Source organism: Psychrobacillus sp. L3, from assembly GCF_042945595.1.
In the GTDB taxonomy this organism is placed as follows: Bacteria; Bacillota; Bacilli; order Bacillales_A; family Planococcaceae; genus Psychrobacillus.
Window position 1 is genome coordinate 2,009,845 of record NZ_CP168493.1, and the last position, 20,018, is coordinate 2,029,862.

Genomic DNA, 20,018 nt, shown 5'->3' on the forward strand with positions numbered 1-20,018 from the left:
AATGAGCGTTACAGAACTTTCTGAAAGAGTTGGAATTACGATGGCTAGTCTTTCTATATTAAAAAACGGAAATGCAAAAGCCATTAGATTTTCAACTTTAGAGGCAATATATAAGGCTTTGGACTGTCAACCCGGTGATATTCTAGAATACAGATGTGACGCAAATACACAAGAATAATTTATAAACTGTACATTATCCTAAAAGATTCTGTCTAATTAGATTCAAAAAAATTATAAGATTAAACAAGAATTTGCGTGAGCTTACCTATTAGGAGGAAATACCATGTCATTGATATTAATTTTATTAATCGGTCTTGTTGGAGTGTTCTTAATATTATTAATGAAAAGGCCACTAATAGAAATACTTGGTGAAAATAATAAACTAGTACTTAAGCTAAAAAATGCAATATGGTTTCAAAATCATTGGTTATCTGGGATATTCTTATTCTTTATGAATGCAGTACTATTTTTTTCAACAGTTTTTATGCTTTATATGTTGGCTTATTTCTCAATTCCTTTTATTCATTTGCTGGTGATGATTTTTGCTGTGATTGGAAGTATCTTTTTATGGATAATTATTAATAAAGCATCTCTAAGTACAAAAAAGAACCATTGGAAAATGGCAACGGTCGGAAGCAGTTTTTATATTATCTTGTCTCTTATGTTCATTTATTGGTTAGTGACATTAAAACCTTCTTATCCAGGTGAAGATACTTTTATGAATGCAATTGGATTAGTTTTAGGTGTAATTGTTACAATGGTTGCGTTTATTTCATGTTTCGTTATTACAGGATATTCCAATAAGAAAGCAGACAATTAAACAAATATGAAATAGAACATGTTCTGTTACGGAATGATCTTCAAAAATGGAAATGTTGAGCATAATCTATAAAAAACATCCCAAAAGTTGACTTTATCTTTTGGGACGTTTTCAGATCAGAGAGTAAGCACTTACCATTCATGAATCCTCTCAAATGGGATGTTTAACTCCCGTATTTTTTGATCGATTCGAATTCGAATTTCCTCTGTTAAGAGACCATTTTTCTTAAGTTGAAGTTCCTCTCCGTCTGGAAAGTAAAATACATAAAATGGCTGGACATCGTCATTTTCTAAATCATCAAAATAATGAATGCTATCTATACTATCCCAGGTGTAGCTTTGTTTATCTTGGGAAAAAGCATGCCGGAATGTAATGGCTTCCCCTGATAATGATGCATACGATAAAGATCCGCCATGTATAAGAACAATGCAACCACATGTACATAAAAAAGCGAGTACTATTGATAATTTATTCATATTCATTAGCCATAAAGCAACAAATGCTAGGATTAGCAAGAGCATCGCAATTCCACATAGCATAAAGTTAATCTTAGGAACCTGAGTTATCCAAACGCCTCGCTCATAATACAAAGTCTCCGCAACAATAAGTGGTTCAAAGAAAATAACAAGCGGAGAAAATAAAAATAAGCATATGGCCAATGCCATAAAAATATGTCGTCCTTCTGTTCTACGATACATGATACATCCCCCTCCTCTTTGCCCAAACGAACAATAACATTACAATAAGGATACTAGTGACACATACGAGCATTCCACGTGTAAAATCCATCTGAAAGTTCCATAATTGCCTAGCGATCTCCCCATCTAAGACGTTAGGAATCTTAAAATAAAGCATTGGTATAAAACTACTTACTTTTGGTATATGCATCATCGCTAAAATATTCGGAAAGAAAAAGCATATAGTCCCTACAAATAAGTTAATATATGGCTGCCTAAAAAGATAATATCCTAAAGTCGATCCAATAATAACGAACATTCCAATGATAAAAAATCCACTAAGTATGTGAAGTATATACTGCCAAACCGGGATTGCAGAGTAGCCTTCCGTTGTATAAAAAACGATCGGATAATGAAAATTCCCCTTCTCTAACAACATACTTGAAACACCGAAACATATAAGAAGTCCCAAAAGAATCGTACTCATAATCATGGTGATGATAATACCTACCTTTGTACGAAACTTTTTCCAAAAAGATAGCGGCAAGCTATAAAAAATGGTTCGACGTTCCGCATCGAGTGCAAATAAATCACACGCAATAAATAAAACAACAAAGAAAAACAACATGCTGCCGTACGTTTGCAAACTTCTTACCAATGCATCTACATTAGTTAAATTATGTGGTTGAATAGGCATGTTCGTTCCCTTTAAGTAAGCGAATAAAGCTTGCTCCCTTAACAAATCCTCTTGATTGAATGTAAACAGCTTACTAGCGCCAACAAAACCATCTACTAATCCTTGAAACCGAAGTTCGTTCAAAGCGTATCCATTTTCCACGAACTCTTCTAAATTATTCGAAGTAATATTAAACAATTGTCTAGCTATTAACTGACGCTGATCCACTAGATTGTCATACGTCTTTAAATAAGCTTCATCTTCAGCTACATATTCAGAAGTAAAAGGCATCAGAGTTTTATCAAGAGTAATTAATTCTTCTTTTTTGACTTTACGTAATTCAATACCTTCTTCAAATTGAAAGAAAAATGGATACAACGTGAAAAACAAGAGGCTTAAAATGATTAATAGTAGATTACGTTTATTTCGAATAAATAATAGAATCTCAAACCTCGTATAACCCATCACGCTTCCACCTTTCCACGTTTGACTAGCTTCTTTTCTAGAGTAAATCGATTGAATCGAAAAGTGGAGAAGATATATAGCATAACTTCAACAACTACAATACTAGTAGCTAGGACAATAACACCATTTGGAAACGTAATATAATTATTTTGATAAAAAACCGATTTATCTCCCGTAACCACATTTCCAATATCAAAATACGTATTAGGGAAAAAGCTCACATCCAAATTATCTATAAAAAACGTATCTTGATACACTTTTTCGGAAAATAACAATGCAACACCAAAAAACAATGTAATAAATTCATTTCTTAAAAGTAAGCTTAATAACATACATAAACGAATAAGTAAAAATGCAGCCAAAATCAATAAACAAAAGGATTGTACAAAGAACATAACTGTTGAAATGACATCATATTCATCACGAATGTAACGTACAACTGGTAAAGATAAACTACCCCATCCATTCCTAATAGCCATTACAACTAAACCACAAAGGATAACAAAGACCATACTGCCAAAACCAAAAATAAATACTATAAAAGATTTCATATTAACTTGTCGATAGAGCGAAACAGGTATACTTTTCATAATTGTTTTGTGTTTATCATCTTTTGTGAAAATATCATTGCCATATAAGATGACGAATAGTAATAGAAAATAAGGGAAGAGCAGTTGTATCCATAGCCGCATCTGTTGAAAACTAGTCAATGCATATAGCTCACTGAAGTTTATATTACTTTCTGCAGAAAGTGCTTCTATTTCAATCCTGGCTTTATTATAATCATGAATTACCTGCTGAAAAGGGTATTTAAAGTTTTTTAAATAATTCTCTGGTATAACAGAGTATCCATTTTGTGTGCCTTCAATAAGTATTCTATAGTGATTTGCAGAGCTTTTAATATAATTAGGGATATCTCTGTTTTGTATAGCAGCCAAAAGAAGCTCCAAATTTTCATAGTATATTATGTTTAATTCCGTATATCCATTATTTTGCTCCTTTTCTTGCTTTACTAAGGCATGGTAAAATTCAGTCCATGAGTCAACATACAAATTGAATGATAATTTATGGTTTTGATAAGTCTCCTCTTGAGTTGGAACAGTGTAAATCATGTAGAAAACGGTACTTAATAAAAACAAAAGAAGAAACAGCATATTTTTTTTATTTTGAATAAACTGCATGAATTCGAAATGGTACATTGCTTTTCTCATTTAAATAGAGTCACACCCCTTTCCTATAAAAGAGTTCGTAATACTCCGATGTACCAATGGGACCAATTGTTACTTCTTTTATAGAATTACTTAAACAAATTTCCATCCATTCAAAAATTTTTTCGTGCGTTATATTTTCAATAGGAATACACAGAAGATTTTCTGCTTGAATACTCTTTTCTTTTGGATAAGTAATCATTGTCTTGATAGTTTCTAAATGTTTATGAGGAGCAGAAATTTTTAAGAAAAGGTCTGTATCTTCATTTAGTTTTAACTCATGAATGATGTTCGCATTATGCAAATAAAGGACACGATCTGCATAAAGGTCTAAGTTATTAAGTAAATGGGAGGCGATAAAGATGAGCTTCCCCTTCCTTTTCAACTCATTCAATATTTCTGAAATAAGCGCAACATTGGACGGATCTAAACCGTTCATCACTTCATCTAATAGCATTGTTTTCGTATCAGCTACTAATACCATCGCAAAGCATAAGCGTTGCCGCATCCCTAATGAATACGTTTTAACTTTCTTTTTTACATAAGTGGCCATATGCAGTCGTTCAATAATTGCGTCTGTCTTATCAATTTCTGCATTCCACATACGAGCATAGAACTTAAGATGCTCATAGCCTGTCATATCATTAAATAAATCTGCTTGATCTGGTAAAAAAGCTATTTGCTTGCGAATATAAATCTCATCTTTTGGATATGTATATTTTTTTTCAAATAAAACACTGCCTTCATTTGGTTGTAAAAAATTGATCATGACATGTAATAAGGTCGATTTACCTGTTCCGTTCGGTGCTACGACACCAATGATTTCACCAGCGACCCCATCAATCGAAACATTCTCTAACACCCTTTTATTATTAAAAGAAACGGATACATTTTTTATTTCTAACATTTACTCACCTCTCCAACTCAAATAGTTTATTCTTTCAAATACGCCTCAATTTCCAGATATTCATCCATCAGTAATAACTTAAAATAATCAAGCGTTTCATAATCAAAGCAATCTAAATAAGGTACAACTTTAAAATAAAGCGTAATATCTTCTCCTTGCTTGACTTTACTTCGTGCATCACCTTTAAAAAAAATGAGAAACCAAGATTTAGTATCATTTTCAAAACGAATGGTTGTTAGATTCGTTTTTGCATCATATTTAACTTGCATTACTTTATCTTGGATAGCAATCTTATCGCCGATTTCGTAGCCACCATAGTACTGTACATACGAGCGATTCTCTTCATCAAATAGTAGATCATCCAATTCCCAAAGTGTTACTGGATGCTTTTCAATTACTTTGTTTTTATGATTAGCTAATACACGGACAAACTTATACTCCTCATTTCCAATAATTTCCTGACTACCACGGATAAAACTTGTTGGCTTATCTACACATGCTCCAGCACTATTAACAAATACACTTTCTGTTTTAAAATCCTGCTGAACGATAAAAAACAGAACAAGAGCTACTACAATCGTTAGTGGCATTATGATGACCATTGGTACAAATGCACTTTTCCAAGAGGAATGAATCGGAGTCTGAATTTTTTTACGCAGTGATTCAACGAATTCTTTGTCAGGTTCTAAATCTGGGCGATCTACTAATGGCTTTAACCAAATAGGATCTTTTTTATCTTGCATAAAGGTCAACTCCAATCTGTAGCTTTTTATCCTTCTTCATTTTTGCAATCGCACGGTGATAATCCACTCGTACCTTTAACTCGGTGCATCCTAAAATGTCTGCCGTTTCTTTATTACTGAATTCTTTTAATCCTTTTAAAATGACGAGGCTACGGTAATGCGGTTTTAAAGAGAGTAGTGCCTCTTGTAATAAAGCCCAATCCTCCTGCATCAGCACTCGCTGTTCGGCACTGTCCCCACTAAGTTCGCTCTTTTTTTCTAATTTACTAGGTAGTAGTCGTCTTAACATCTGTTTCCTATGATTATCGACAGCTGTATTGCGAGCAATGGATAAAATCCACGTTTTTTGCTTCGTTTCATCCTTCAATTGTGAAAAGTTTCTCATCACTTTAATAAAGGTTTCTTGCGTAATATCCTCTGCTTCCTGCTTATTGTTTGTATAATACAACGCAAAATGATAAACATCCCGGTAATATTGGTTGTATAGCTCTTCTATGTATCTATTTGTTCGATTCAACAATTCACCCCATTTATTGGCGTTTGTAATAAGTCGTTTGAGAATTAATCCTGTTTCAAAAAAAAGAAGTATATTCAAAAGAAATTTGAATATACCCTTAAATGCCTTATTAAGTTAATTATACCATTCGAGTAATTTTCAATTTGAATTTTCTAAAAATAATTAGAAGTGGATAGATTTTTAAGGTAATATATACAGAAGATTACATTTAGTTTTATTTAGAAAGTAGGTTTTTAAAATAAATATTTGCTTTATAGGTGGTGGAAACCATCTTAACAACGAACTGCAAGAGGTTATTCATCAATTGTCTAATTATGTGACGACAGAACACAAAGTATTAATCATTCCATTTGCAACAGAAGTATCTAAATATGAAGGCTGGAATAAGACAATTGAGCAAACTTTCAACTTAATTGGAAACAATAATGTGGAGCTTCTCGAGTTTGAAACGGATGCTCACGATATGGTAAGTAAAATTAACAAGCACGATGTACTTTATTTTATTGGAGGTAGACCAGATTTGTTAATGCAAAGATTACACGAAAAAAATCTTATACCTGTAATAAAGCAGTTCCAAGGTTTGATAATTGGTTATAGTGCAGGTGCATTAGTTTTCTCTAATGAGTGTATTATTTCAAAAGATGAGGACTATCCTCAAACCATGGTAATAAACGGAATAGGATTGGTTGATTTTAGTGTAGAAGTACATTATGAACCGAGCATAGATGAAGAAATAATAGAATTAACTAATACAAGGGAGATATACGGCATTCCGAATGGTTCAGCAATTTTTTGGAATGATATAAAAATAATGTGTATAAACGAAATATATCACTTCAGTAATTTAAGAAAAGAAAAGATTACTCTCTAATAATCTTCAAAATTGCATATTCTAAGTAAATTTAATAAGAATAAAATGGGGTGGGATAGTTGGTTAATGATATGAAAGTTGCGCTCATACAAAAATGTAAATACTTATCCGAAGAGGAAAAAGTAGAATTACAAAAGGCTATAGAATTCTCAGAGAAAGCACATATTTATCAAACAAGGGCGACGGGAGAGCCATATATTATTCATCCACTGGAAGTATGTCTAATATTATCGGAGTATGAGGCAGATTTAATTTCTTTAATATGCGCATTACTGCATGATGTTGTGGAGGATACCGAGGTTTCATTATCTGAAATCGACATGCATTTTGGTAGTCATGTTGCTTTCATAGTGGACGGTTTAACAAAGTTTGAAAAAGGCGTATTAGCAAAAGAAGAGTACAGTGCAGCTAATACAGAAAAACTTCTCTCCATGGCGATGGTTGACATTCGAATTGCTGTAGTTAAATTGGCAGATCGTCTACATAATATGAGAACACTTGCGATTAAAAGAATAGAAAAGAAAATACCTTATGCAAATGAAACCTTATTATTCTTTTCCCCACTTGCCGAAAAGATAGGATTGTATAAGCTGCAAGAGGAATTAGAAGACTTAGGATTTAGCTATTTAAATCCTCCACGACATACTCGGTTTAAAAAAATTCTGAATGATTATACGCAAGTACATTATGAGCTATTTAATCAATTTCTTCACAAAATACAGGAAGAAGATTCAAGTAAATTCATCGTTCATACAGATTGGAAGAAACCACCCCTCTTTCAATTATATAATCTAGTAAGTGAAGGACATAATTTGCAAGAACTTTTTACAATTCATGTAACTACGCGAACATCCCTTAATTGCTATACTGTTCTTGGCACTATCCACTCCCTATTCGAGCCTGTGCCTGATCAATTTGCAGACCAAATAGCGATAGAAAAACACCCATTTTTAGAACATCTAGAAACTAAGGTTAAAATCGATGATCTGATTCTCCATGTGATCATTCAGGATGAAGCTACTAAAAACTATTATGAACATGGTGTTTTTGGAAAGCTAAAAGAAAATAAGAAACAAAGCTTAAGTAATTCTTTATTAGGTAATTCTATCCATTCTGTAAAAACGATTGCAGAAAATTCAATAGCATTTTGTGAATTAATTTCACTTGAATTATTTCAAAAAGAAATAACCGTGTTCACTCCAAAAATGGATGTGATCATATTACCGATAAACTCAAACGTCATCGATTTTGCATATGCTTTAGATCCTTCACTTGCAAATAGAATGTCTTTCGCAAAAGTAAATAATGAATTCCAATCACCCCAAACAGTCCTGCTAGACATGGACATTGTAGAAATCCACACCAAAAATAAATTAACAGTGGATACTAAATGGTTACACCATGTACAAACATCGAAAGCGGTTAAAGAAATAATGGAGGTTGTTAATAAAGGGAAATCCATTCCGAAATATTAGTGTTGCAGCGAAATAAATCGGATGCTCTAAATAGAAGTTCTCGATTGTTTGACGAAACCTAAAAGCGATTACACCGTAACTATAATAGACGTAATAAGAGGGATACAAATGGCACATTGTACTAACTGCAACTATAGAAGGAAAGCCAAAGAAATTTGGTCGCTTGGATTTTCAAAAAAGGGAAAATACTGTTCTAATTGTGGAGACAAACAATATATTTCATACGAAACCCAAGGAATACTTACATTGGGTTATCTATGTCTTGTGTTTATTGTGATTTTCCCAATCCTCATCAAATTAAGTGGTAAGGATGAGTCTGCATGGAAGTAAAAACTGAATTAGATAAGGCTGTTTTCGAAAACTTAGTTGTTATTAAATGAAATTTACTGGAGGTTAGCTTATATGAGGAAAAGTATGTTTTTTGTTTTATCATTGGTTTTTATGTCCGTCATTCTAATAGGTTGCCAATCCGAAGATAACACTACAATAGATGCAGATCAGACTAATCCTAAGAAACAGTCAGAAGAAAACGAAAAATTGAAGATTGATGGAGTAATCGCAAAAGTTAACATTTCAAAATCAAAAGGTGGCAATCCAATTATTTTTGATGATGACAATGCTATTGAAAATTTCAAAAGTATAATCTCTAGTGCTGTAAAGTTAAATGGAATCGTAAATATGACTAATCCAGAGTTTTATATGGATATTGCCTATGAAAATGAAGAAAAACAAAGTTTTCAACTCTGGTTGGGCGGGACGTTTGAAGAAAGCACCTTAATGAAAACCGATGATACACACACTATTTATATTCTACCAGAGGAATCGACAAACAAGATAATTGATTTAATGGAATAGCAGTTGTAACCAAGACATCAATTTGAGGTCTTTTCAAATACTAAGTTTTTGCCAAATTCAAGCTGTCTAATTATCTCGTAGTAACGACTTGCAAACTTACCATCCAGACTTTTAAAAGATATTTACCATTTCGTTTTACAGATGTATTTCCGCTTGAATTTAACATTTTCTTGTACTAACCTTCCAACAATGGTATGTAAGTTATCTCGATACCAGAAACAACAGCAACTTTAAAACCCTTACCTGTTGCATAAATCTTTGTTCCAACAGGTAACTTATTTGCTGTACCATTATTAAAGTTAAATGCTGATTCTTTTTGCTTTGTTATTACCCCAACTTGCTCACCTCGCGTATATTCGGATTCTGTAACCCATTCAATCTCTTGGGCATTCGCATATACAATATCTTCTAAAATAAAAATATCTACATCTCTATTTTTAAGCATCTCTTTTGGTGTTGGATTTCCAGTTATCATTCCATTGGAACAACCTGATAATAGTAATAACAGCAAAGAAACAAAGAATAATACTCGACTTATTCCTACTTGATAATTCCTTTGTTTAGGCAAAAACATAAAATAACCCACTTCCTTTTATTAGGATAAGTAACTATTCTATATAAAGCGTATTAAGACCTTCTCATTGATTTAAATAGAGCTCCAATTCTTTAGATAGCATATCGAGCGCTATTCTTTTAAGAGAATACTTTGCATCGATAATCTCCACTAACTTAGCTGCTCTCAATATTTTAAGATGATGATGAATGGTGGATTTACCGATATTTAATTTTTCGGTAATATCCTGCAATGTACGGTCGTGTTCATATAGTAATTTTACGATTCTTAGACGTACCTCATCCCCCAATGCTTTGTGCTTAAGAACTAAAAAATTATTCGGTGAGTACTGATCATTTGGTGTAATACTTTCATTTGAAATTGGATAATAAAAGACCTTTGTCCCTTCAATATCTGCCTCTATGTTCCACGGGCGATAGATGTATTGGGGGATTAACAAAACGTTATGAACACTAGGTTCTGGCAAATACGATACGCCCCCTGTAGCCCATTCAACCAATTCTTCTGGAGGCATTTTATCTACCATCTTTTTCTTCATTTCATAATCCGTTTTCAAGATAGTTTGAAGATGGTATGAATCTTTCTCAATAATCGCTTCATACCAATAGTTCATCACATTTATAAGATGTTCTTTCAAGCGTTTTCCATTCGCTTGACAAATGAATTCAATATAGTTTGGAAAGAATGAATGATGACTTGTTAGCTTCATCATTTCCTTCATGGCCGATTCTTCGCCTAATGAAGCTCTCCGCCTTATTTCTTGGTATTTGCTTCCGATAAACGGCAAACAAATAAATGTTAATTCTGTCATTGGTAGTGTCTGAATATATGAAGTAAATTCCCCTAAATCATGGAAGTCTCTTTTATGGAGCAGCTGTAGCAATGCCTTCCAAGTATTTTTAATGGAAACAAAGTCTAATTCCGCTAGTAGTCCAACTGGTAAGTGCTCTTTTAATTCCTCCCAATAATCTGCTGGTTTTTCTAACGTTTTAATAATAGGAGTATTAGTAATTGCCGCTATCCCCAGTGCACACTCCCATAATACAGAGTGAGTAACATGAACTTGATACGTTTCTCTCTTTCTACTTGTATGATTTAATACATCCATTTCATCACCCCTAAAAATTCTATGTATTTAGAATATACTATTCAAATATTTTAGAATCAATAGATAATTTTTTATAACATGAAAAACTGTAGACGAATTCGTATTAATACGATTATCTACAGTTCCTCCTAAACGGTTTTTCATTGAGTTATTCAACTAGTTGCAAGGATTCGAGTCCCTTTAATTGATAGATGAATTCCTGAGTGCCCTTAGTGTTCTTATAGAACATATGAATATTTCGACTCTTAAGAGTTGTATTTATTTCTTCATTCACATAATCATTTTGCTTAAATGCATTATTTATATTAGTAACCTTGAAATTTGGTTCCTCATAACTCAGCACCATGATAGATGTTTCTCCTTTTTCTTCTGTTTCAAGTAGAATTTCGTTTATTCCATCTTGATTGATATCGATGAAAGTTGGTATTCCTACTAAATGAAACCCCTTAAACTCCATATGCTTCTCATCATAAAAAATATAAGTAAAACCTTCTTGTATAGTACCAACTAATCCAAGTAAAGTAAGAGGACCTATCTGTTGGTCTTGTATTTGAATTTGTACATCCTGTAGTACATCATCCACTAAATGAAAGAAAGATACACGTCCTAAATCGACAATCATTTCCCCTTTTACAAGCTGCGCAACTACTGTATCTTCCTTTTTCAATAATTGAAGTTCAATATCATCTCTCAAATTCTGTGTAGCAACTATTTTAGAGATATCTGTTTCTTGCTTTTCTACTTCATTAAATGATCCCAATAATAAATCTGAATAACGTAAAAAAACTTCCTTTTGTGCAATAAATGGTTCAAACGTAGACCACTTCTCTAGAACCTGTTCATATGTGTCAACAGATGATTCATCATAAAAATTTATGTGTATCGAATGAATGAACTTCATCTCTGGTTTCGCCAGATTATGAGTAACAATCTTTACCTCGTAAGATGGTTCCGCTCGGCTTGGAATAATCGATTCAATCTTAATAGAACTAAAGTCAACTCCCTTGTACATATTAACGATTTGTTTTAGGTCTTCCTCGTTCTCATAAAATGAATATGCTTTTAACTGATTTATGTCTCCTTGCTCAATACAAGTTAAATAATTGATAAATGCATCTGCAACCTCTTCTAAATTTGTTGTTACTACTATAGTTTTATATAGATTTCCATAATTATCACTTAAATCAGCTGGTAAACTTTCTATAGTCTCCTGCTTATCAAATATTTGAGAAAAAGTAAGGACACCAAAACAAAGGAATACAAGTACAAAGAGCGGTAGAAAGAACCAGGAAACTTTGCTTTTCTTTTTAGAGTGATTATTATTCCTCTGCTTTACCATTCTTCTTATTAGCTCATCATCCATCCACTGCTCTTTCCCAATAGCTGCATCTAATCCTTTTTTAATTGGAGAATCTTTCATGAAAATGTTCCCCCTCTAGCGTAAAATGATTCTTTAGTTGTTCCCTTCCTCGTCTAAGTCGTGTTTTAACTGTGTTTACAGAACAATCAATTAATTCTGCAATTTCATCAATTTGAAAACCTTTATAATAATACAACACGATGACCTCGCGATACTTAGTAGGTAACTGTAGCACCGCATTTCCAATCATTATATTGTCGTTTTTTTGAATTACGGAAGTCTCTGTTGTGTTCGAACTACTGAACATAGTGTGAAGCATCATGGATACTCTTGTATTCTTGTAAGCCCAGCTTCTTAAATAATCATGACACTGATTAATAGTCATCCTATACAAATAGGTGCGATAAGTTGCTTCTCCTCGAAAATCCTTTCTTTTTTCAAATGCTTTAACAAACACTTCTTGCACAACATCTTCTGCTACTGTTCGATTTTTCACATACGTAAAAGCTAATCGAAGTAGCTCTTCTCCGTATGTACGAATCAGTTCTTCAAAAAATAAATCTTCAGTCCTATCCTTCAAATCATCCCTCCTTCAGAATTGCAATTTAGACGGAACACTTCAGAAAAAAGTTTCAAAATAATAATAATTTTCTTACATATAATTTGAATTCGGAAAATATTCGCTGTGAACGTTGTTAGTATGGGGGTTATTAAATCACTTTTTTCTATAGATTTTTCACTTACCCAATTATTTGGAACCTTGTCCTAAATGTTTCTATCCAACTAAAAGTTGCCTTCGAGAAAAATATTTTTACAAAGACAAGTTTTCGTGTTAATATACTTACATATACTAAAAAGTGTATACGATTACCTTAAAAGTTGGTCTAGGGAAACATTTAAACTTAAACAGAAATTTAGGAGGGATATATAATGAGTACTCGACCCAAAAATAAGTCCAATGAGCAAGGATGGTTTAAAGAAAGCTCTACTGTGAGTATGGAAGAGGTAAATAGCTCAGTGAACGTTCCGACTAAAGGAGGTTTTTGGCGAAAACTTTTGGCTTTTGCGGGACCTGGCTCTTTAGTAGCCGTTGGATATGTAGATCCAGGAAACTGGGCGACATCCATTGCTGGCGGCGCACGATTTGGATACACTCTATTGAGTGTTATTCTACTTTCTAATTTAATCGCCATGTTACTACAATCTCTGTCTGCAAAACTTGGTATAGTAACTGGAAGAGACCTAGCGCAAGCAACAAGGGACGCTACCGGTAAGAAAACAGCCATTTTTCTTTGGATTTTAACAGAACTTGCTATTATTGCAACAGATCTTGCAGAGGTTATCGGTTCAGCTATAGCCTTAAATTTATTGTTTGGAATTCCCCTTTTGTTAGGAATTACTATTACCACATTAGATGTATTACTTTTACTTTATTTGCAAAAGAAAAGCTTTCGGATTATTGAATCGATTGTCATCGTATTAATGTTTACTATTTTTGTTATATTTGCATTTGAAGTGATTATTTCCAAACCTGAGATTTCTGCATTATTTGGTGGGTATGTACCACAAATGGAAATTGTCACAAATCCAGGCATGCTCTTTATTTCCCTAGGTATATTAGGAGCTACAGTCATGCCGCATAACTTATATTTACATTCTTCCATCGTTCAAACGAGAAACTACAAAAGAACAATAGAAGGAAAAAAAGAGGCTTTAAAATTTTCACTTATTGATACTACATTTTCTTTAACTACAGCCTTTCTTATCAACTCGGCTATTTTAATTCTTGGAGCGGCTGCATTTTATGGAACGAGTTTAAATGTGTCTGAAATAGAGGCTGCATATGCATTATTAAGCCCAACGTTAGGAGTTGGTATTGCAAGTACATTATTTGCGGTTGCTTTACTTGCTTCCGGGCAAAACGCTACGATCACTGGAACGATGAGTGGGCAGATAGTGATGGAAGGATTTATTCATTTACGAATTACACCTTGGCTACGTCGCTTGATCACACGTTTATTAGCAGTTATTCCCGCTTTTATAGTGACTTGGATTGCTGGATCAAAAGGAACAGGGGAACTACTTTTGTGGAGTCAAGTTGTATTAAGTCTAGCCCTCCCATTTGCAGTTGTACCTTTAGTGTTATTTACTAGCGATAAAAGGAAAATGGGTGAATTCGCCAATAAATTACCCGTAAAATTATTAGCATGGGTATGTACTGTTTTGATCATCATTTTGAATATATTCTTAATCTGTTATATTATCATAACTGGGCAAGATTTAGGTTAAAATATACATTGAAAAAGCGGCATGATTTGATTAATAATCATATCGCTTTTTTTTTCATGTATTAGTGTAAAACTCCATATTAAACATGGATACCTGAGAATTCATGCTGTATTTATGTTCAACTAATTCAAACAGATGTTGTTTATTTAATAAAACCTGTAGACAATAGCATTACTCTAATTATCTATTGCTAAATACGAACTATTTGCTCATCCTATTTATATTTAAGTTAGTAGAATTACTTAAACAATCATTAATTAATACCATCCAGTTATTTTGGTTCCATCCTTATTGATCCTTATCACTTCTGGATCATAATTAATAGGAGTTTGTGAGAAACTAAACCATATACGCACTCTATTTGTAAACAGAATTGTAGCCTCAGTACTTTCTTCATTTTTATATTGATTTACTGTTATCTTGAAGTGCGACCATTCCTATATTTTGTTTAAGTAGTCTCTTATCTATTTTACCTAATGGTGTATAGGGAATATTATCCACGAATACAATATCCTTCGGTAAGTGAAATCGCGCAACCCTAGGGCGTAACCATACAAAAAGTTCTTCTTTTGTTAGAAGAGCATTTACTGGTTGCACAAACGCTAATAATCTTTGTCCAAACTTTTCATCTCTAATTCCTATAACTGCTACATCTTCAACTAGTGCATGATTTATTAGTACCTGTTCAATTTCAATTGGATAGACATTTTCTCCAGCTGAAACGACCATATCGTCTGTTCTGCCTCTTAAAAAATAATACCCATTATTATCTCGGTAACCTAAATCACCGGTTTCAATCCACAAGTTCTCCTTATTTGTCATCGACCATTTATTTTTCATGCAAAGTTGGCCAATTATTCCGTCATGAACCTTTATTTTATTGTTATCCATTATTTTTAATCGAACACCTTCTATTTTTTTACCGATCGTATAAACCGAATATTTCAAGTCTTGTGGTGTTGCGATTATATTTAAACCAGCTTCTGAAGTTCCGTAAAGATTGTACAATACATCCCCTAAATTACTGAAAACCTCACCTACAAGTTTCGGATTAAGCTCTGCTCCCCCTGAAGCAATGCAAACGAGAGATTTCAAATCTTCCGGATTGTTTTTTAACATTTTATGTATCATTAACGGTACTACTGTAATAACTTCAACATCGTAAACACGAATGATTCTACATGCTTCCTCTGCATTAAATCCTTTACTAATAATTACTGTTTTCCCTAAAGCAATAAACGAAAATAAAACAGCGATTCCATAACCGTGATAAATAGGAGTAGCAATATAAGCTGTATGACAATGTAATAGTTTTAATCGAGTAAGTAAATTTAAGAATGGGTTTAAAAAATTGAATAATGAGGGGCTATGTTGGACTTCCTTTGACTTCCCTGTTGTTCCACCTGTTAGCAGCACAATTTTGCTCTGTGAAGATTTTGGGAGCTTGTATTTTCCATCAATAGTCGAGTTAAGTAAGTTATTTATTGCTGGCAAGTTTTCATGGTAGCTCAAGATTTTCTCATTATTGTATTGGGTTTCTTCCAAGAAAGAACTCAATTCAAAATCATAGACAAGTAATTTGAAATTATGCTGATTTAATAATTGATTAAACTGTATTTTGCTCATTTCTGCGTTAAGCAAATATAAATCGGATCCAAGACGAGAGATAGCAAAAATTGATTTAACCAGTGAAGAATGGTTTTTACACAAAAAGCCAACCTTCTGACCTGATTTTAATTGGAATTTTTCTTTTAAAATGAAGGAAAGTTTTTCGGATTGTAACAGTAATTGCTTATAGCTTACTGTTTCTTCTTCGAAAACTAGTGCGATTTTATTGCCATATGTCCTTTCGGCAATATATAACAACAGCATTGTATTTATTCCGCATTTATAAATACCAATTATGAACCAATATAATACTAATGGAGAAAATAATTTGATTTTATATAAAACGTGTAAAAGTTTTACTAATCTCATTTTCTTTTCCCACTTTTTCTTAAAACACAAGGAATAAATGCTTCCAAGATGCCCCTAAAAAATATGGATGCAAACTGGCCAAAAATCAACCACCACGGCCTATATTTATTTCTTTTCGTATACATGGATTTACAAATAATTTGTGCAACATGATTCGGGCAAATGGCTGGCATTTTTTGATAAGCAGTAGTTGGAAATATCATGGGGGTTCTAACTAATGGTAGATAGATAGAGGTTGTAAAAATCCCCACAACATTTAACTCCAGAGCTACAGATCGAAACCAAGTATCAAAAGCTGACTTGGAAGCCTGATATGCGGCCCAATACGGAATTGGTATTAACAGAGCGTTTACTGTAGAAATGTTGATAATCTGACCTTTATTTTTTTCTAGCAATGGAATGACTGACAACAGCAATTGAACTGGAGCGAAATAATTGATAGCCATTGTTCGAGTAAAATCATGATATCGGTCTAATGAATTATAAATAGAGCGATTGATTGATATACCCGCATTGCTAACTACTAAATCCAACCCTTCAGGAAGTTGATGAATAAATGCCAATAACTCTTCCAACTCTTCTTTATTTCTAAGATCTGCCCTGAAAATGCTTACCTTGACAGATTCCTTTTCTATTTCACTTTTCATTGTTGAAAGCTTTTCCACTCTTCTTGCAACTAAGATTAAATGTACATTTATATCTGCTAGTAGATAAGCTACCTGTTCTCCTATTCCAGAGCTCGCACCAGTGATAAGAATAGTCTTTCCTTTTAGATTGCTGCTAAGCTTCTTTTTATTAAAATATGTAGAAGGAAATAATAATCTTTCTAAAAGGTTATATTTTTGCATGTTAACAAATCCTTTTACTTGTTATGAATTTTAATTCTGCAACTTCTTGAAAAAGATACAGATTAATTTATTTGAATCGATAATTATTTCATCATTAAGTGGTACTCAAATTGAGTTATGTGGCATTCAATTCAAGTTATGTGGTACTCATACCAAGTTATGTGTTATCCAGTCCGGATTATGTGGTACTCAGATGATTTATGACAGAATAATCATATAACCTAGGATTGTTCTCTCCACTTTATAATGTTTTCCTTTGTTAGTCATTATTTAAAGACGATTAGTTTCTAACACAAGGGGCTTATTGATTCTAAATGGATTTCGTATTTCACTTCAGCATAGTTTTTTATAAGTAGTACTTCGTTTATACAGTTTCCTGTTCTTTTATCAATCTTTTTTCTCCAAATTTCATTTTGTCTATAATTCTTGTCTTTCTTCTTAGAAAACATATGATTCCTTTCTTCAATATGGTATGAATAGTGCACTTGCTCGTTCGTATAGATGGCTCCTTTTAAGTGCTGATTAGTCAACCAAACACGGATTTGGAAGGAATGCTCTGTTTTATTCAAAAATCGCAAATCCACAAAGTTGAAAAAGACACTTGCTCCGCTTCCAAAGGGAAGAACTCTTCCTTCATCAGGGAATGGGTCAAAGCTATGATGATGTCTTTCTATAATAGTTAAAGGAGTGTGTAAGGCCATCCAATAGAGTAGATTTGCGAGTTGACAGATTCCACCACCAACTCCAGTTTTCACATCCCCCCTAGAGAGTTGCATACCTTCAATATATCCTTTTGCTTTTGTTGTTTTTCCTACTAATTCCCAAAATGAAAAAATCTCACCAGGATGGATGACGATTCCATCTATTTTATTCGATGCAATGGATAGATTCACAATCTTATTTTCTTGTAGTTGTGGATCGCTATCACCCAACCGCCTCCTTAAGAGCGATTGGTGTTTTTTACATGTATAGGGATAAGAAGTCTTAGTACTATTTTTTGCAAACTGTTTTCTGTCTCTCATGTTTTGTAAAAAACGAAAAAAGCTCTTTTGCTTAATTCGAATTTTATATAAAAATGGATGAATCTCTGAAAATCTCAAATTATTCACTCCTCTCCCGATTACTCAGTTATTGGACGAGTCATTCAAAATACTTCCTTCATGCGAACCTCCCAAACTTTATTTGGGTATCCAGCCTACTTCTCCATTTGTCCTTTTAATAAGAATATATCCATCACATTCTTTATCGACGATCCAAACCTTTTCATCTCGATTAACAGACAAAAAAGTTGTGCTGAGATCAGTTCTGCAATTGGTTAAATCATCATTACCAATTAGATATTCATTTTTTAACCATTGCTCTATTCCTAATTTCCTATTTTCACAAAGTGTAAAGTATTCCTCTCGCTTTATTATCCGCATTTCATAATTTGGATAAGTCACGGTTCCTATTCTGTTCGTTAAATCGGAATAATCTTGTTGTACAATCATTTCTTCTGTTAACTCATCTACATAGGTATATGAATACGTATCATTTTTAATAATTAGAGCATTTAACTGGCCGTCTTTTTTAATTTGATTGCCACCATCTAATGCAATTACCTTTTTATCTAAGTCAATTAACGGATTATGTGAACATATTTGCTTTGCTCGATAGTTAACGACTGGCCAGTGCCCTACAATGACGGTTTTATCAGCTTGGTGTACTTTTTCGTAAAAGGAGTCTGTATATAAAGCAAAATTTTCTTCCGTTTGATGCCAATCTTTTATGTTTTCAATACCAGCATGAATAACAATGAAATCATCTGTTTCATAAGCATTTGGCAATGATTCCATCCATTCGATTTCTTCCTGAAAATGCTCACGATAAAAATGAGCTAATTCAGTTAAATTATTGAAATCATCTAATGTTTTACTATGCATTGCTAGCATTTCATTTAAAACGGAATTCTGTTGTTTATTCATGTATGGAATGATTCCCTCACTCTCATTAAATACATAACGATATACAAGATCACAATTTCCTTTTGTTATATACACTTTATGAGATTGCTCGGATAACTCCCTAACAAATTTGACAACTTCTAAGCTGTTTGGACCTTTTTCGCAAAGATCACCGTTAATAAATAAATAATCCTCATGCGTATAATTCAACTTGCCAAGAAGTTCTTTAAATAGCATTAAATTTGCGTGTATATCGGAAATAATTATGGAACGATTTGTTTTATCTAGTTGAACTCTTCTTACGTCAATCATTCACTCAACTCCATAATATTTGTTCTTTTTAGAATATTATATCAAAAAATATTTATTGTATGTAATTTCATAGAGATTAGCTCATAAGAAAAACGCAAGCGTCCTTTAAGTGCATTTTGTCTTCTCTATTTCTAGAGTGCTTTGGACGAAACATCGGCTACACTATTACCAGGGGAATTTTTGTGGATGGAGAAGTGACTGCGTCACTTCTCCATCCACTTTTTTCGGTAATCTTGTGGCGGTTGTTTGTCCGTCGCCTTCTTGAAATATGTAAAGACATAATGCATTTGTTTTGGTTAATGAGAGAATAATTACTTACCTATTCTTTTAAAATCGGGCGAAGATGCAATTTCGTCCGCTCAACGTTTCTTTATCAATGGATATTACCTATTT

The 20,018-nt window shown here is 33.1% G+C and carries 20 protein-coding genes; 6 read left to right on the plus strand and 14 right to left on the minus strand.

Features of this window, described 5'->3' with window-relative positions; all coding sequences use genetic code 11:
- The first annotated feature begins 1 nt into the window (after position 1).
- Both ACEPXD_RS09825 and ACEPXD_RS09830 read left to right on the plus strand, forming a co-directional pair.
- Positions 2-178 (plus strand): helix-turn-helix domain-containing protein, encoded by a 177-nt coding sequence (locus ACEPXD_RS09825; protein ID WP_391115787.1) that lies wholly within the window; start codon positions 2-4, stop codon positions 176-178.
- A 105-nt stretch (positions 179-283) separates the two neighbouring features.
- Complete coding sequence (locus ACEPXD_RS09830) at positions 284-820, plus strand: hypothetical protein (RefSeq protein WP_391115788.1); 537 nt, start codon at positions 284-286, stop codon at positions 818-820.
- A gap of 131 nt (positions 821-951) precedes the next feature.
- Here ACEPXD_RS09830 and ACEPXD_RS09835 read toward each other — a convergent pair whose 3' ends face one another.
- From ACEPXD_RS09835 to ACEPXD_RS09860, 6 genes are read right to left on the minus strand one after another with little or no spacing between them, the layout of a single operon-like run.
- Complete coding sequence (locus ACEPXD_RS09835) at positions 952-1,518, minus strand: hypothetical protein (protein WP_391115789.1); 567 nt, start codon at positions 1,516-1,518, stop codon at positions 952-954.
- Positions 1,508-2,638, minus strand: a complete 1,131-nt coding sequence (locus ACEPXD_RS09840) for a hypothetical protein (protein ID WP_391115790.1) — start codon at positions 2,636-2,638, stop codon at positions 1,508-1,510. Before ACEPXD_RS09840 ends, ACEPXD_RS09835 begins: the two co-directional genes overlap by 11 nt.
- Complete coding sequence (locus tag ACEPXD_RS09845) at positions 2,638-3,849, minus strand: hypothetical protein (protein WP_391115791.1); 1,212 nt, start codon at positions 3,847-3,849, stop codon at positions 2,638-2,640. The genes ACEPXD_RS09840 and ACEPXD_RS09845 overlap by 1 nt, the downstream gene beginning before the upstream one ends.
- A 10-nt stretch (positions 3,850-3,859) precedes the next feature.
- Positions 3,860-4,753, minus strand: a complete 894-nt coding sequence (locus tag ACEPXD_RS09850) for an ABC transporter ATP-binding protein (protein ID WP_391115792.1) — start codon at positions 4,751-4,753, stop codon at positions 3,860-3,862.
- 26 nt (positions 4,754-4,779) lie between these two features.
- Complete coding sequence (locus ACEPXD_RS09855; protein ID WP_391115793.1) at positions 4,780-5,496, minus strand: hypothetical protein; 717 nt, start codon at positions 5,494-5,496, stop codon at positions 4,780-4,782.
- A complete protein-coding gene (locus ACEPXD_RS09860) occupies positions 5,486-6,013 on the minus strand; it encodes an RNA polymerase sigma factor (RefSeq protein ID WP_391115794.1) in 528 nt (175 codons plus the stop codon). Before ACEPXD_RS09860 ends, ACEPXD_RS09855 begins: the two co-directional genes overlap by 11 nt.
- 253 nt (positions 6,014-6,266) lie before the next feature.
- On the opposite strand from ACEPXD_RS09860, the gene ACEPXD_RS09865 reads away from it, so the two are divergent.
- The 3 genes from ACEPXD_RS09865 to ACEPXD_RS09875 all read left to right on the plus strand — a co-directional run bounded on the left by ACEPXD_RS09865 (position 6,267) and on the right by ACEPXD_RS09875 (position 9,214).
- Positions 6,267-6,884 carry a Type 1 glutamine amidotransferase-like domain-containing protein gene (locus ACEPXD_RS09865; RefSeq protein ID WP_391123140.1) on the plus strand — a complete coding sequence of 206 codons (618 nt, stop codon included), beginning with the start codon at positions 6,267-6,269 and terminating at the stop codon, positions 6,882-6,884.
- A gap of 59 nt (positions 6,885-6,943) precedes the next feature.
- On the plus strand, positions 6,944-8,359 hold the full coding sequence (locus ACEPXD_RS09870; RefSeq protein WP_391115795.1) for an HD domain-containing protein: 1,416 nt from the start codon (positions 6,944-6,946) through the stop codon (positions 8,357-8,359).
- 402 nt (positions 8,360-8,761) lie between these two features.
- On the plus strand, positions 8,762-9,214 hold the full coding sequence (locus ACEPXD_RS09875; RefSeq protein ID WP_391115796.1) for a hypothetical protein: 453 nt from the start codon (positions 8,762-8,764) through the stop codon (positions 9,212-9,214).
- A gap of 175 nt (positions 9,215-9,389) precedes the next feature.
- Here the strand turns inward: ACEPXD_RS09875 and ACEPXD_RS09880 are convergent, their stop codons facing one another.
- The 4 genes from ACEPXD_RS09880 to ACEPXD_RS09895 all read right to left on the minus strand — a co-directional run bounded on the left by ACEPXD_RS09880 (position 9,390) and on the right by ACEPXD_RS09895 (position 12,836).
- Positions 9,390-9,788, minus strand: coding sequence for a hypothetical protein (locus ACEPXD_RS09880; protein WP_391115797.1), 399 nt, complete (start codon positions 9,786-9,788; stop codon positions 9,390-9,392).
- Positions 9,789-9,852: 64 nt separating this feature from the next.
- A complete protein-coding gene (locus ACEPXD_RS09885) occupies positions 9,853-10,896 on the minus strand; it encodes an ArsR/SmtB family transcription factor (protein ID WP_391115798.1) in 1,044 nt (347 codons plus the stop codon).
- 148 nt (positions 10,897-11,044) lie between these two features.
- On the minus strand, positions 11,045-12,316 hold the full coding sequence (locus ACEPXD_RS09890; RefSeq protein WP_391115799.1) for a hypothetical protein: 1,272 nt from the start codon (positions 12,314-12,316) through the stop codon (positions 11,045-11,047).
- Positions 12,297-12,836 carry a sigma-70 family RNA polymerase sigma factor gene (locus ACEPXD_RS09895; RefSeq protein WP_391115800.1) on the minus strand — a complete coding sequence of 180 codons (540 nt, stop codon included), beginning with the start codon at positions 12,834-12,836 and terminating at the stop codon, positions 12,297-12,299. The genes ACEPXD_RS09890 and ACEPXD_RS09895 overlap by 20 nt, the downstream gene beginning before the upstream one ends.
- A gap of 350 nt (positions 12,837-13,186) precedes the next feature.
- Here ACEPXD_RS09895 and ACEPXD_RS09900 point away from each other — a divergent pair, with 350 nt between their 5' ends.
- On the plus strand, positions 13,187-14,545 hold the full coding sequence (locus ACEPXD_RS09900; protein ID WP_391115801.1) for an Nramp family divalent metal transporter: 1,359 nt from the start codon (positions 13,187-13,189) through the stop codon (positions 14,543-14,545).
- A 399-nt stretch (positions 14,546-14,944) separates the two neighbouring features.
- On the opposite strand, the gene ACEPXD_RS09905 is transcribed toward ACEPXD_RS09900, so the two are convergent.
- From ACEPXD_RS09905 to ACEPXD_RS09920, 4 genes are all read right to left on the minus strand, one after another.
- Positions 14,945-16,522 (minus strand): AMP-binding protein, encoded by a 1,578-nt coding sequence (locus tag ACEPXD_RS09905; RefSeq protein WP_391115802.1) that lies wholly within the window; start codon positions 16,520-16,522, stop codon positions 14,945-14,947.
- Positions 16,519-17,370 (minus strand): SDR family NAD(P)-dependent oxidoreductase, encoded by an 852-nt coding sequence (locus ACEPXD_RS09910; RefSeq protein ID WP_391115803.1) that lies wholly within the window; start codon positions 17,368-17,370, stop codon positions 16,519-16,521. Before ACEPXD_RS09910 ends, ACEPXD_RS09905 begins: the two co-directional genes overlap by 4 nt.
- Before the next feature lie 287 nt (positions 17,371-17,657).
- On the minus strand, positions 17,658-18,302 hold the full coding sequence (locus tag ACEPXD_RS09915; RefSeq protein WP_391115804.1) for a VanW family protein: 645 nt from the start codon (positions 18,300-18,302) through the stop codon (positions 17,658-17,660).
- 246 nt (positions 18,303-18,548) lie between these two features.
- Positions 18,549-19,625 (minus strand): metallophosphoesterase, encoded by a 1,077-nt coding sequence (locus ACEPXD_RS09920; RefSeq protein ID WP_391115805.1) that lies wholly within the window; start codon positions 19,623-19,625, stop codon positions 18,549-18,551.
- Between the last annotated feature and the right edge of the window lie 393 nt (positions 19,626-20,018).